The organism is Polyangiaceae bacterium (genome assembly GCA_015075635.1).
Taxonomy (GTDB): Bacteria; Myxococcota_A; Polyangia; order Polyangiales; family Polyangiaceae; genus JADJKB01.
Map to the genome: position 1 here is coordinate 1,378,363 of JABTUA010000001.1, position 13,239 is coordinate 1,391,601.

At 67.0% G+C, this 13,239-nt stretch carries 12 protein-coding genes; 4 read left to right on the forward strand and 8 right to left on the reverse strand.

What is annotated here, in order from left to right; translation table 11 throughout:
• Nucleotides 1-40 precede the first annotated feature (40 nt).
• The 4 genes from HS104_06325 to HS104_06340 are packed head-to-tail and all read left to right on the forward strand — an operon-like array spanning nucleotide 41 to nucleotide 4,536.
• Nucleotides 41-2,062, forward strand: coding sequence for an NERD domain-containing protein (locus tag HS104_06325; protein ID MBE7479588.1), 2,022 nt, complete (start codon nucleotides 41-43; stop codon nucleotides 2,060-2,062).
• Nucleotides 2,043-2,381 (forward strand): hypothetical protein, encoded by a 339-nt coding sequence (locus HS104_06330; GenBank protein ID MBE7479589.1) that lies wholly within the window; start codon nucleotides 2,043-2,045, stop codon nucleotides 2,379-2,381. The genes HS104_06325 and HS104_06330 overlap by 20 nt, the downstream gene beginning before the upstream one ends.
• Nucleotides 2,374-4,164, forward strand: a complete 1,791-nt coding sequence (locus HS104_06335; GenBank protein ID MBE7479590.1) for a 50S ribosome-binding GTPase — start codon at nucleotides 2,374-2,376, stop codon at nucleotides 4,162-4,164. Before HS104_06330 ends, HS104_06335 begins: the two co-directional genes overlap by 8 nt.
• Before the next feature lie 6 nt (nucleotides 4,165-4,170).
• Nucleotides 4,171-4,536 (forward strand): hypothetical protein, encoded by a 366-nt coding sequence (locus HS104_06340; protein ID MBE7479591.1) that lies wholly within the window; start codon nucleotides 4,171-4,173, stop codon nucleotides 4,534-4,536.
• Between the two features lie 73 nt (nucleotides 4,537-4,609).
• On the opposite strand, the gene HS104_06345 is transcribed toward HS104_06340, so the two are convergent.
• The 8 genes from HS104_06345 to HS104_06380 all read right to left on the reverse strand — a co-directional run bounded on the left by HS104_06345 (nucleotide 4,610) and on the right by HS104_06380 (nucleotide 13,200).
• Nucleotides 4,610-7,159: a polynucleotide kinase-phosphatase gene (locus HS104_06345; protein ID MBE7479592.1), complete on the reverse strand. Its 2,550-nt coding sequence runs from the start codon at nucleotides 7,157-7,159 to the stop codon at nucleotides 4,610-4,612.
• Nucleotides 7,156-8,550, reverse strand: a complete 1,395-nt coding sequence (locus HS104_06350) for a 3' terminal RNA ribose 2'-O-methyltransferase Hen1 (GenBank protein ID MBE7479593.1) — start codon at nucleotides 8,548-8,550, stop codon at nucleotides 7,156-7,158. The genes HS104_06345 and HS104_06350 overlap by 4 nt, the downstream gene beginning before the upstream one ends.
• Nucleotides 8,551-9,516: 966 nt before the next feature.
• A complete protein-coding gene (locus HS104_06355) occupies nucleotides 9,517-10,362 on the reverse strand; it encodes a methyltransferase domain-containing protein (protein ID MBE7479594.1) in 846 nt (281 codons plus the stop codon).
• Nucleotides 10,359-11,072, reverse strand: coding sequence for a peptidase E (locus HS104_06360; protein MBE7479595.1), 714 nt, complete (start codon nucleotides 11,070-11,072; stop codon nucleotides 10,359-10,361). The genes HS104_06355 and HS104_06360 overlap by 4 nt, the downstream gene beginning before the upstream one ends.
• A gap of 82 nt (nucleotides 11,073-11,154) precedes the next feature.
• Nucleotides 11,155-11,703 carry a hypothetical protein gene (locus HS104_06365; protein MBE7479596.1) on the reverse strand — a complete coding sequence of 183 codons (549 nt, stop codon included), beginning with the start codon at nucleotides 11,701-11,703 and terminating at the stop codon, nucleotides 11,155-11,157.
• A gap of 145 nt (nucleotides 11,704-11,848) precedes the next feature.
• Entirely contained in the window at nucleotides 11,849-12,013 is a 165-nt protein-coding gene (locus HS104_06370) for a hypothetical protein (protein ID MBE7479597.1), read from the reverse strand.
• A gap of 78 nt (nucleotides 12,014-12,091) precedes the next feature.
• Nucleotides 12,092-12,760 (reverse strand): GNAT family N-acetyltransferase, encoded by a 669-nt coding sequence (locus HS104_06375; protein ID MBE7479598.1) that lies wholly within the window; start codon nucleotides 12,758-12,760, stop codon nucleotides 12,092-12,094.
• A 95-nt stretch (nucleotides 12,761-12,855) separates the two neighbouring features.
• Nucleotides 12,856-13,200 carry a hypothetical protein gene (locus tag HS104_06380; protein MBE7479599.1) on the reverse strand — a complete coding sequence of 115 codons (345 nt, stop codon included), beginning with the start codon at nucleotides 13,198-13,200 and terminating at the stop codon, nucleotides 12,856-12,858.
• Between the last annotated feature and the right edge of the window lie 39 nt (nucleotides 13,201-13,239).

The following is a 13,239-nucleotide window of genomic DNA, read 5'->3' on the forward strand; positions in this document are numbered from 1 at the left end:
CGCGGAGGCTCGCTGTAAGCGCCCGTGTATCATCCAACCAGTGCCCCCCACCGGTCTCCATCCCCAAGGCGCGCCGCGCCCGACGAGCAGCCACGCCGAGCAAAGCCTCCACCGCGCGCTCGCGACGGGACTGCCGCAGGGCTGGAGCGCTTGGCACTCGCTGCGGGTGCGCTCGGAGACGGGATGGGAAGGCGAGGGCGACTTCGTGGTCGCGATCCCCGACCGTGGCCTCCTGGTGATCGAGGTGAAGGGCGGCGCCATCGAGGTTCGAGACGGGCAATGGCTACAGAACGGCAAGCTCATGGCGCGTGCGCCGCGCGAGCAAGGGCACTCGTTCGCGCGGCTGCTCGTCTCGAAGCTCGAAGAGCGCGGGCTGAGGGGCACTCCGGTGTTCGCCGTGGCCACCGCGTTCCCGAGCAGCCCCTTCAGCAATCCACCCCGCCAAGGCGACCTCGACGGCGCCGTGCTCGGGCAGCAAGACCTGCCTTACCTGCGTGAAGCGCTCGAGGCGATGCGCGAGCGGCTCTTCCCACCGCAACAGAGGCCGCGAGACTCGCGCTGGGTGGAGCTCCTTCACGAGCTCTGGGGGGAGACTTGGACCCCACGCCTCGTGCTCGGGGACCGTGCACGCCTCCGCGAGCAGGAGCTCATCCCGTTCGACCAGCAGCAGCTGCACCTGCTCGACATGCTGCGGAAGAACCAGCGCTGCCTCGTCACTGGCGGTCCGGGCACCGGCAAGACGCTGCTCGCGTGCGAGATGTGGCGGCGGCTGCGCGCCCGGGGAGCGCGACCGGCGCTCTTGTGCTGGACGAACGCGCTCGCGAGCTCGCTCAGGGCGAGCGGCATCGACACGGCCTTCACCGTTCGGGAGCTCGCCGCCGAGCTGATCACGGAGGTCGGCATCGATCCGCAAGACGGCGCCCCGCCCAGCGCGTGGTCCGCGGAGACCTGGGAGCTCGTCTCGCTGCACGCAGCGGCCGACGCGCTCGAGCTCGGGCGGAATCGCTTCGACGCGGTCGTGATCGACGAGGCACAGGATCTCTCGCCGAACGACTGGGAGCTCGTGCGAGGCCTCGCCGACGGCCGATCACTCTGGGGATTCGCGGACGAAGGCCAGGGCTTCTGGCGCGACCGCCACGTGCCGAAGGACTGCTTCGGCGCACTGGCCGAGCTGCGCGAGCGCTACCGCTGCCCGGAGCCGCTCGCCGCGTTCGCAGATCACTACCGCACGAGGGAGCCCAGCTCGGTTCCGCCGCCCGCCCGCCTGTCGTCCGCGCCGCCGCCCGCGCCCATCGTCCCCATCGACGAGCTCCGCATCGTCAGGCTGCCCAGCGCGACCGCCGTCGAGGAATACGCCGCTCGCGAAATCCAGAAGGCGCTCTCCGAGGGCCTCCAGCCCCACGACATCGCGGTACTGTCGCTCGGCGGCCAGCTCAAGACCGACCTCTGCGCGCGCGATCGCATCGGCGAGGTATCAGTTCGACGCGCGGATGCGCCCGACGCCAGCGAGCACGTGGTTGCGGACACCTTCCTGCGCTTCAAGGGTCTCGAGCGGCCTCTGGTCCCAGTTCGACCCGTGGGATGTGAAACGTTCCCTTCGTTGGCTCTCCGCCGCAGGAGGCGCGCTGGCCGGTGTCGCGGCCGTCGCCGGCTACTTCGGCGCTGCAAACTTCTGGAACCCGGTCGGGTGGGTCGCGGGTGGGATCAGTGTGATCGCTCTTGGCTTGTCCTGGCTCTTCGGCGATCGGGAGAAGAAGCTCCAGCGGCAAAAAGCCAAGGCCACGTCACAGCTCCGAGAGAGCATCGACCGGTTGGAGTTGGAGGTCGCGAACGGCCTGAAGAAGTGGTTCTACGACAGCGTGACAAGCCGGCTCGTTCGGGCAATTCGCAACGACACGAAGCAGCTCTACCGGGGTATGCGGGATGTCTCTCGCTCCCTCGACGACGGCGCGCGCCAGGTGGGCGCGATCGTCGAAGGACTCAACCGACGCCTCCTCGTTCGCGCCGGACACTTCGTTGGGGCTCCGGTCGAAGAGACGCACGTGGCCCGCGTGGTCCGTGATCCCGGCGTGCGCGCCAAGTTCCTATGGCACGGCGACACCGACACCTCTGCTTTCTGCAAGCAGGTAGGGCTCGCTATCGGCGAGTGGGTCGATGGGATTCCCGATGGGTCCATGGTGCAGAAGGTGGCGTGGTCGCTGCGTCCGGCCTCGGTCTCTCCGACGACGGTCTCCATCTCAGGGCAGACGGCGGTTGTTCGAGTCCCCCAGCGGGAGGTGGGACGAGCCATCGGGCGGCGCGGGAGCAACGTCTCCCTTGCCAGCCGCCTCGTGGGTATCCGAATCAAGGTGATCGACGAGGAGTCACACGCACATGGCTGACAACACCTCCTTCGAATTTGGCGAGATCCTCTCGGCCACCCGGCAGCTTCAACGGGATCTGCGCACGGCGACGGAGGGCTCGGAGGACCCCACGGTCAACGCACTCTCGCGCGAGGTGGACGAAGTACGCATCGTCGGTGCGTCGAGCGATGCGCCTTCCCTCACGATCGCGTTCGTGGGCCAATACAACGCCGGAAAGGGGACGATCCTGCGGGTGCTTACCGGTCGGGAGGACATTGTGATCGACTCCGATGTCTGCACCGACGCCGTCACCGCCTACGACTGGAACGGCGTGCGCCTCCTCGATACACCCGGCATTCACGCAGGGCACCCGGACCACGATGAGAAGACGTACGCTATCATCGACCGCGCAGATCTCCTCGTATTCTTGGTGACAAACGAGCTATTCGACGACACCATCGGGCGCCACTTCCGCGAGCTTGCTTTCAACCGTCAGCACGCGAGGCGAATGTTGCTCGTCGTCAACAAGATGGACCAGGACCCAGGCTCGCCCGAGACGAAGCGCCCGGACATCGAAAAGGTGACCGCGCCGCTCTCGTTGGCCGATCTCCGAGGCGTGTTTGTCGACGCGCGGTCGTGGCTTGCGGCGCAGGGGGCCGATGACGAGGACCGCGCCGACCTGCTCGAGATCGCCAACATCGGGGCACTTACGGATGCGCTGAACGCCTTCATCGCCGAGCGTGGCCTCGCCGGTCGGTTGTCGGCGCCGCTCATCACGATGCGCGGCATCGCCGAGCAAGCGTCAGCGCTTCTCTCGACGGACTTCCCGGAGGAGCGCGCCGCGCTCGAACTCCTGCACCGGAAGCGCAGCATCCTGCTGGCGTCGAGGGGCCGGCTCCGCACCGCGATGAGCGGAGTCATCTCGCGAGCGGTCGCGGACATCGGGAAGTATGGCGACGAGGTTGCGGAGGCGATTGAGCCCGGCAAAACGGAGAAGGACGTCGAGGCGCTCCACTCCGCCGCACAGCGGCGCGCGAGTGCTCGAAGCGCAGCGCTGTCCGACGAAGCGCGCCAATGTATAGAGACCGAGTTGGGTGAGCTTCGCCGGCAGTTGGAGGCGCTTCGCGATGGCGTGCTGGCCCGCGAACTGAGCGGTCAAGTCGAAGGTGGTGCGCCCCGCGACGCTGCACTTGGCGACTACGCCCCTCCCGCATGGCAGGCCCGCTCCAAGGAGGAAGTCCTCGCCGATTGGCCCGTCAAGGCGAAGAAGGTCGGCAACGTCGCGAAAGAGATCGGTGAATGGGCCGCTCGATGGGCTACTGGCCCGGCAGCAGACGGAGCCTCGGCGTTCGGCGCGACCGCTGCTCGCGGGAGCGACGCACACAAGGCCGTATATAACGTCGGCAAGTTCTTCGGGGTGAAGTTCCAACCCTGGGGCGCGGTGAAGGTCGCGAGGGCGGTCGGCAACGCGGGCCGTGTCATCTCCGCGATCGGCGGAGTCCTCGCTGTGGTCGCGCAGATCGCAGAGGACCGCCAGCAGGAGCAGCATCGCCTTCAGCTCCGCAATGCGCGCGACGGCGTGCGTTCGGCGTATCGGGACTCGGCACTTTCAGTCCAGGCTGCGTTCTGGGAGCAGTTCGAGTCGTTCCTCGGCGACTTCTACGACTCCGAATTGCTCGCGATCGACGAACTCGTCGAGGACCTCGTCGGCAAGCGTACGGAGCGGAGGTCGGGCGCCGACTCCTTCCAGTCCATGGAGCAACGCGCCGCGAAGCTCATCGACCAGATCACAACGAAGAGGCTGCAGGCGCCTGCTGCGTGACACAACATGCCGACCAAGAAGTGGACGACGAAGGACGGCCGGGTTCCCGGCCCTGGGAAGTGGCAGCAAGACATCACGCAACGCCCGGATGATGCATCGCTCCTGTCTCGTACGCAGTTGGTCGAGCTTGTCGGCGTGTCGAACAGCACGGTGATCTCGAAAGCGATCGAGCGTCTTGGCATCGCGCCAGCAGCCGAAGGCCAAAAGATGAGGAGCACGTACAACAACGGTGGCCGCGGGCAGCGATCCTTCGACGTTCCGTACTTCTATCCCGCGGTCGCCGAACGAATTCGCGACGAGCTTCGAAAGCACAGCGTGGCCGCGGGGGATGGCCGCTTCACGTATGCGGGCAAGAGTTACCGCTGGCTCTGACCGCCTCCTCCAGTTCGCGCCGTGGGCTTCGTCTTGGCCAGTGCCGTGTGCGTCCGGAGTGCCCCGCCGTGCCTCACAGCCTCGGATCCACCGGCTCGCTCTCCAGCCCGAGGACGCCGAACACGCACTCGTGAACGCGGTACAGGGGCTCTCCCTCGACGAAGCGGTGGAGCGCCTCGAGACCGAGCGCGAACTCGCGCATCGCGAGCGAGCGCTTGACGGAGAGCCCGCGTGCCCGAAGGCGTTCGAGGTGTTCGGGTGCCGAGTACTCCGGCCCGTAGATGATGCGCAGGTACTCGGCACCGCGACACTTGATGGCAGGCTGCGCAAGGCCACGTCTGCCTTTCACGATCCAGCTGAGGGGCTTCACCACCATGCCCTCGCCGCCGGCGCTCGTGATGGCCTCCCACCATTCGACACCGGCAACTTGGCTCTCGGCGCTGGTGAGATCGACTCGCCGGTAGGGGGTCTGAAGGAGGAGCTCCGGATCCTGTCGGCAGAGCTCGGCGAGCGTGTCCATGTGCCAAACGTGGGTCTGGTCGGTGTGGACCTTGCCTTCCGTTGCGAGAAGGTGGAACGGCGCGAGCACGAGATCGCTCGAGCTCGAGACGGGCCAGCAGTAGCGCCGGTACGCGTCGATGTAGCGCGCCACCGAGCTCTCGCGTTCGCGGAAGCGGCCCAGTAGTTCGCTGATGGTAGCTCGAGCGCCATCGGCCAGCGTCTCCCCACGGTCGAGGGTGCGCTCGAGCGCGGCGGATGCAGCGCCGAGCGACGCGGTGCCCGCCGAGCCCGTCGCAGCGTACTGCTCGCGGAGCAGCTCCTTCGCCTTGACCGACCACGGCATGAGCTCGGCGTCGAGGCAGAGCCAGTCCGTCTGGAAGCGATCCCAGAATCCAGCGGACGTGACGGCCGCCTGAACCCGAGCGAGGAAGGACTCTTCGAGGGAGCGATCCGAGAAGAACGGACGCCCAGTCCGGCTCAGAACGACGCCGATGCGTTCGTCATGTGCGCCGAAACGCCGGTGCGCCACGCCTGGGTCACGGCACACGATGACGACGGCGCGCGAGCCCATGTGCTTCTCCTCGCACACGACTTCTGGAACGCCCTGGCGTTGGTAGTACGCGAAGGCGTCTCGCGGGTGCTCGAGCAACGGTCCGCTCTCTGCCGTCTCGGTCGGCGACATCGTGGGCGGCAGGTAGATGAGCCAGCTCGGGGCCACCGCGAATCGGCTCATCACGTCGAGGGCGGCGCAGGCGTTCCCCTCGCGAATCGTGATGTTCGAGTGAAGCCGCGTCGAGAGGACGCGCTTGCCGAGCACGTCCTTCACGTCCAGGAGGTCGCCGCGTTCATCGGCGCGTGCCACGGGGCGGATCGGCTCGTAATAGGTACGCGCCGCGCTCACCTGGACGAGCTCGCGCTCCGGGTACTTCAGCGCGGTGAGGCTTCCGCCAAACACGCAACCCGTGTCGATGCAGAGAGTGCGATTGACCCACTCCGGCTTGGGAACCGGCGTGTGGCCATAAATGACCATCGCTTTGCCGCGGTATTCCGACGCCCAGTCGTACCGAACCGGGAGGCCCAGCTCGTCGGTCTCGCCCGTGGTCTCGCCGAACAAACAGAAGTCGCGGACCTTGCCGGAGCCTCGCCCCTGAAGCTCTTCCTTGAGGCCCGCGTGCGCCACGACGAGATTGCCGTCATCGAACACGTAGTGGCTGACCAGGGACTCGATGAACTCGAGGACCTGACTCGAGAACGCCGGGTCTTCTGCCTCGAGCTGGCGCAGGGATTGTTCGAGGCCGTGCGTGATACGCACGTCCCTTCCGCTGAGCTTCCGGGCCAGCTTCCGCTCATGGTTGCCCGGGACGCACAGCGCATGCCCGTTCGCCACCATCCACATCACGAGCTTGAGGACGGCCGGGATCTTCGGCCCCCGGTCGACGAGATCACCAAGGAAGATGGCGCGCCGACCTGCGGGCGGGACCGCGCGCGGAAAGTCCGGCGGGCCGGAGAGCTCGTATCCCAGCTGCTGGAGCAACGCGGCGAGCTCGTCGAAGCAGCCGTGCACGTCACCGATGATGTCGAACGGTCCTGATTCCAGCTTCCGGTCGTTCCAGAGCGGGGTCCGGACGATCGTCGCGGCCTCGATCTGCTCGGGCTCCAGCACGAACACGTGCCGGAAGCCCTCACGGCGTAGCGACTTGAGTGAACGCAGAAGGTCCCGGTGTTGCCTCGAGACGACGTGCTCGCCGAACGAGCGGTCCGGGCGGGTAGCGTTCCTGGCGTGCGCAACCTTGGGTGGCACTTGCAGGACGATCGCGACAGGCAGGCAGTGGTACTGGCGAGCGAGCGCGACGAGCGGCTTGCGGCTGTCGGGTTGGACGTTCGTGGCGTCGATTACCGTGAGCCTTCCGGCGGCGAGACGCTTTCCCGCGACGTAGTGCAGGGCATCGAAGGCCGCGGCCGACGCGGTCTGGTCGTTCTCGTCGTCACTCACCAGCCCGCGGAAGTAGTCGGACGACAAGACCTCGGTGGGCTTGAAGTGCTTGCGGGCAAAAGTGCTCTTGCCGCTCCCGGTCGTTCCGACCATGACCACGAGCGATAGCTGGGGTACTTCGAGCTTCATTGCGAGAACACCGCCATCTGAGTGGGAGCTCCCACGCCCTGGTCTTCCGGCCCGACGGGCACGAACCGGACCGCGTACCCGTGTTCTTCAGCGACTCGGTTCGCCCACCCCTGAAACTGCTCTCGGCTCCACTCGAAGCGGTGGTCGCGGTGTCGGAATGAACCCGCTGGCAGACCCTCGAACCGCACGTTGTACTCCACGTTCGGCGTGGTCACGACGACGGTCCGCGGCTTCGCGTGCTCGAACAACACGCGCTCGAGCACCGGGACGCGCTCCAGGTCCAGGTGTTCGATCACCTCGACGAGGCACGCCGCGTCGAAGTCGGCCAGGCGCTCGTCCCGGTACACGAGCGAGCCCTGAACCAGGCTGATCCGGCCCCGCTGACGCTCCCGGATTTCGTCCAAACGGAGGCGCTCGTGGGCGCGCTCGAGCGCGTGCGGCGAGACGTCCATGCCGACGATTCGCGTGAAGTCCTTGTCCTGCATCAGCGCGCGGAGCAAATGACCCTCGCCACAGCCCAAGTCGACGACGCTCTTCGCGTTCGCCGCCTTCAGGGCTCCGATGACCGCCCCGAGACGTTGCTCGCTCAACCGGACGCGCTCCTCGACCGCGGCCTCCTCGCGCTGCTTGGCCTCTTCGTTCGCGTCGGGGTCGACCTCATCGTCTGCAGCGAGACGCTCGAGGGCATCGCGGGCGAGGCTCCGCCGGTACTTGAGGAAGCGGGACACGATCAGCTCGCGCTCGGGATGGGCCGGAAGCCAGGACGCACCCTTGGCGAGCAGCTTGTCCACCTCGTCGTCGCCCACGAAGTAGTGCTTGTCGTTATCCAGAACGGGCATGAGCACATAGAGGTGCGCCAGGAGGTCGGACAGCCGCACTTGCCCCTCGAGCTCGAGAGCCAGGTGCGCCCCAGGACCCCACTCCGGAAACTCGGGATCGAGCGGCAGCGGCCGGGTCGTCACCTCGTACCCGAGCGGCGCGAACAAGCGCTGAACGAGGCTCTCGCCGCCCCGGCACCGCAGCGCGCTCAAGCTCACCTCCAGGGGGATGGCGCTCTTCGCGAGCTCCGACCGCTCCCGCGAGCGACCCCCTAGCGCCGAGCCGAACACCTGGGCGATGGCCACCGAGAAGAACGACGAGCCGACGTAAGGCCGGTCGTTGACGTAGGCGCCCAGGGTAGGGGCGTCGCCGCCCCGGCGGCCCCGGACCAGGCCGATGGGGTCCAGATCCAAGAGCAGTGCAGCCGAGCACTTCTCCTCGGTGACCACCGGGTAGAACACGTGGGCCTTGCCGAAGCTCAGCTCGAAGCTCTGACACCTCCCCGGGTGCTTCTCCAGGAGATAGCCGAGATCCGGCGCCGGCCGGTGCGTGGTCGTGATCGTGAGCAACATGACAAAAACGAAAAGGCCCGCTCCTTTTCGGGCGGGCCTCGAAGAAACGACGCTGTCGTTTCGAGTCTACCCGCCCCACCAGGGAGCAAACGGTGCTCGTCCGCGGGCAAGCCAGCGGGCGTCGCGCTGGGCGACGACGTAGCTGTTACCGACGAGCAGATTCATGGCGGCGGAGTCAGCCACAGATCGTCCGGCTCGGCAAGGAGGTCATCCAGCGCCCGAGAAACGGCCGTTCTATCGGCCGCCTATTCGGCCCTGGAGCGGCCCGAAATGCGGCGGCACGACGGCCGCGCGAACGGCCGCACAGACGCCGCTACGACGGCCGCACGGGCGGTGTCCGACACGGTGTCGCGCGGCGACGGGCGCACGCCCGCGAAAACCGCCGTTTGCGCGCGTGCCCCGCGCGGACTTGCCGCGCGCAATACGCGCGCTGGGCGCGGCTACTGCGCGCGCTGGGCGCGCCCACTGCGCGCGTACAGCGCGCCCTGCGAGCGCGAAGACTGCGTCGCTCCGCGTCGAGCTGCGGAATACGGGATCTAGCACAAAAACAGCCACTTTGTGTCCCCTGCGAGGCCTCGCAGAGGCTTCCCAGGCGCGTCGGCGAGGCTTCGCCCTGGGCTCGCGCAGGCGCGGGCTCGGGCCTGGTAACGGGTTCAAGTCCGCGCGCAACGACGCCGCAAATCCTCGCGTGGAGCTCGAGGTGGTGCTCAGCCTGGGGCGAGCACCACCAGAGCATCACCTCGGGACTCGAGCAGGTGGTGCTCAAGATTTCCAAGCACCACCTGAAGCACCACTTTTCCGTAACGGCTGGATCGTCCGGGTAACGGCGTGTGTGCGATTACGATGACTTGCGAAGATGCGTAACAGCGAGAAACGCGATTTTCCCCTTTTGCCAAGGTGGACGTCGAGGGTTCAAATCCCTTCTCCCGCTCCGAAAGATCGAGTGTGAAATCCGCCGGTTGAGCTTCAGCGCTCAGCCGGCGTTTTTCGTTTCACCTCCCATGCGCACACCGATGCGCACCACGTCCCACGTCCGAGACCTCCGCCGCCCGTGCCAGATCTTGGAACGTGCGGCGCATGGCCCGGGGCGTGATGCGCTTCTTGAGGCCCATGGCCTTCGCTACGACGCGGAAGGGCTGGCCCAACGCCTTGGCACTCAACGGCGCGGAGTTTGGCGACTACGCGCGAACCTTGGTGGGCCAGCGCATGGCGCCCTCGGCTTTGTGGGCGACTGCAACCCATTTGCGGGAATTGGCCGTGAACTGAGCGGGGGTGGGCGCCCTGCGGAACAGCTCGACGCGCTCGAACCCCGCCGCGAGGAGCAGGTTGCGGATCTCGGCGCCGCTGTACTGGCGGACCGAGACGCTGCGCCGCACTCGGCGTTGGCCCTTGGTCATCGTCCAGAGGTCGCGCATCCGGTTGGTGCGCTCGTCCCAGCGCCAGACATTGGCGATGTGGACACCGCCATGCGTCTCCTCCCACTGGGAGAGATGGTGACGCAGGAGCCAGGTCTTGTTGAAACCTTCCACTAGAAAGCGTCCAACGCACGCTCACGCCCGCGTCCCGCGCGGCACGGCGAGCCCGGCGGAGGTAGGGTTGAGAGAAATCCACGCCGGTGACGTCCATGCCCAGCTTCGCCAGTGGAATCGCGATTCGCCCCTGGCCGCACGGCACGTCTAGCACGTGCTGCCCCCGTCGTAGGCCGAGCAGTCGCTTCACGATCTGAGCGTGTTGGGCGGTGAGCGCCGGCGTGAACTGGTCGGCCAACACCTGTCCGTACAGGTCGTCGAAGAACGTGGCGTACCAGGTCATGGCTCGGCTTCACCGATTCGACGCGCGGCGATCGGCGTTTCGACGATCTGCCCGCCGACGGCTTCCACCCGGTACGCGCTCGCGCCCGGTCGCGACGAGACGACGTCTGCCAGTGAGCCATCCACGAAATGGAGAGCGACCCCGTCGTCGGCGGCGTACCCCGCCTTCATGCCGGCAAGAACTTGTGCGTGGTACGCCGGGCGTCGCTTCGGCTCTCCGTCGTAGTGGGGGCAATTGCTACCGGGCAGGAAGCCCAGCCCCGCGAGCGGGTTCAGTTCTGGGCCGAACGAATCCGTGATCCCCTGCTCGAACCAGCAGATGGATCCGGCGCTGATGCCCGCGAGCAAGCTGCCTGATTCGAGCGCTCCGCGCAGCGCGCCATCGAAATCGTGGAGGCGCCAGACGGCGAGCATGTTCGCCGTGTTGCCGCCCCCGACGAAGATGACGTCCTGCTCCTTGGCGAACGCCGCCAGATCCGTGACGCTCCGGCGAAATAGCTCCAGGTGGGTTGGCCGGCACTGAGCCGTCGAGAAGCGCTTGTAGAACCGCACGACGTAGTTCTCGTTGTCGCCACTCGCCGTTGGCACGAAGCAGATGCGCGGACACGGCGAGCGCGCCAGCCCGAGGATGAAGTCGTCGAGAGCAGGGTTCACTTCCATGGAGAACCCGCCGCCACCGAGTGCGACGATTTGGCCGCGCGCCGACACCATTTGACCCGGAGCGAGCCTCGCACGACCGCGTGCGTCGAGCCAGCGGCGGCGAGAGCTTGCGCCACCACGCCGGGGTACAGCATCAGCCCGCGCAGTACTCGGCGCCGAGGCTCGTCGACAGCTCGAGGCAGCTCGAGGGCGCAAACGTCACGCCCGCTTTCGGGCCCGTGCAGGTGCACACCACGGTCGGCGAGTCCTTGGTTTCGCAATCGACGCCCCAGGTCGGGCACGAGATCTTGCAGCTCTGCTTGTAGGGCGGGTCACCCGGGCCCATGCCGCCCTGACCCATGCTGCACTCGTCTCCGCTACTCGGGTACGAGCACTGATCGAGGGCGTCGAGCTCCGGCTTGCAGAGGTCGTCGATGTCGTGCTCGCAGCCGGAGAACTTCTCGATGCCGCAGGTCACGACCTGGTCGAACGCTGCGGTGCAGCCGGTCTTCGCCTCGCTGGCGCGCTGCTCGTGGAGCTGGGCGTTGCACTCCTCTGCGGTCATGGGCGAGCACTGGGCATTCGAGATCTTGGCGCACAGCTCCTCGATCAAAGCGTCGGGGTTCTGTTGGGCCGTGTCGCTGGTCGAGCCGCCGCAGGCACTGGCCCCGACCAGCGGTAGGAGGACCCACAGAGTCTTCACGCAGCCAGTGTAGCACCTCGGCTCCGAGCCCTCTGGGTGGCGCCGCCCCAAGACTTGCACGGGCGGCGGCGATGAGGCGCGCGACGCTTTTGAAAATCACGTAACGAAACGTGGCTTGGTGCGTCCGCTTCAGATGACGACGGGCCTAGCCAGTGGATCCCCACTGGCCTCCGCCGAGCTTCGTGCCGCTGCTGGCGCCGATGGCCACGAAATCGCCCTTCTGGCTGCACTGTCCGTCGTCCTGGAGCGTGCTCTGGACGTTCCAGATGATTCGCTCGTACTTGAGGTGATCGTGATGCCGGCCTCCCAATCCGGGCTCTGGTGCGGAAACTCGCGGGGGCGCCGGAGGAGCGATGTGCAGGCGACGTCCCCGACCCTGATTCTGCCATCAGTTCTGTCCCGCGGTCCCTGGCTTCGTCCGATTGTGTTCGAAGTCCCACTCGTCAGCCAGCACCGCGAACCCAAGGGTGTCCCGGTACGAATCGAGGTACCGATCCTTCTGCATCCGCATCTCGAGGCGCAGCCCGAGCTTCACGCACACTCGCCGGGAGGCGACGTTTTCGACGTCGTTGAAGATCAGGATGCGGCGCAGCCCCCACCCGCCCTCTTCGGTGGGCCGAAGTCCCGCGCTGATCAGCGCGCCGATCGCCCGCGTGCAGATGCCCTTGCCTTGGTGCGTGCCGCGGACCCAGTAGCCGATTTCCGCCTGTCGAAGGTCCGGGACAATCTCGTGGAGGCCAGTGCCGCCTAGGACCGCACCGGAGCTCGCGTCCAAGATAGCCATCGGGAAATCGAGGCAATCGGCCTTCTCGTACGCTCGGCGACAGCGCTCGACGTAGAAGATGCTGTCGTCGACCCGCCGCGGGTCGCTCGAGGCCCAGGCCATCCACGGGAGCAGCGCCTCGCGACGGTCGTCTATCGCAGCGAAGAGGGCCGGGCCATCACCCTGCTGGTACAGCCGCACGCAGATGTCACCCGCGGTGGCCGGTTGCGGCAGCGGCCGCGGCGCCGACCAGGGCTGCGGGTCCTTCAGTCTCGCCATCCAGGCGTCGCTCATGCGAAACATGATGCTGCGCAAAGAGGATCGAGCACAACCGGGTACGCACGAGCCGAGGTCAGCGAGCCGCTGTCCTTGACAGAACCCGCGAAGGCCTACGGCACGGCGTTGAGCGGCTCGGCGGTGAAGTAGAGGCAGGCGCCACCCGCCACGGGGGTCGAAACGTAGTTGGGCGCGCCACCGATCGTCACCTCTACCAGCTTGACCTTGTCGAGGCTGCCTGTGAGGCCGGAAGTGGCCGCCGACGATGGAGGCGTGCTGGACGAAATCGTGATCGTCCCGCTCTCCGGGAAGAACTTCTTGTTCGTCCCCGTGGCATCCTGCACGACCACCACGCAGTGCTCGCAGGTCGAGTAGTTCGCCTCGATTCCTGAACCCAGCGTGAACGTGCCGGTCTTGTCCAGCGCACTGCCGTCCGGCGACGCGATGGTGAGCGTCATGCCGTCCACCGAGGTGGGCTCACCCAGTGTCGTCGAGAG

Bases quoted from the DNA above. Each gene is read 5' to 3' on its own strand.
- HS104_06335 (MBE7479590.1), top strand. From the start codon at position 2,374: ATGGCTGACAACACCTCCTTCGAATTTGGCGAGATCCTCTCGGCCACC.
- HS104_06340 (MBE7479591.1), top strand. From the start codon at position 4,171: ATGCCGACCAAGAAGTGGACGACGAAGGACGGCCGGGTTCCCGGCCCT.
- HS104_06345 (MBE7479592.1), bottom strand. From the start codon at position 7,159: ATGAAGCTCGAAGTACCCCAGCTATCGCTCGTGGTCATGGTCGGAACG.
- HS104_06350 (MBE7479593.1), bottom strand. From the start codon at position 8,550: ATGTTGCTCACGATCACGACCACGCACCGGCCGGCGCCGGATCTCGGC.
- HS104_06355 (MBE7479594.1), bottom strand. From the start codon at position 10,362: ATGACCTGGTACGCCACGTTCTTCGACGACCTGTACGGACAGGTGTTG.
- HS104_06360 (MBE7479595.1), bottom strand. From the start codon at position 11,072: ATGGTGTCGGCGCGCGGCCAAATCGTCGCACTCGGTGGCGGCGGGTTC.
- HS104_06375 (MBE7479598.1), bottom strand. From the start codon at position 12,760: ATGAGCGACGCCTGGATGGCGAGACTGAAGGACCCGCAGCCCTGGTCG.
- HS104_06380 (MBE7479599.1), bottom strand. From the start codon at position 13,200: ATGACGCTCACCATCGCGTCGCCGGACGGCAGTGCGCTGGACAAGACC.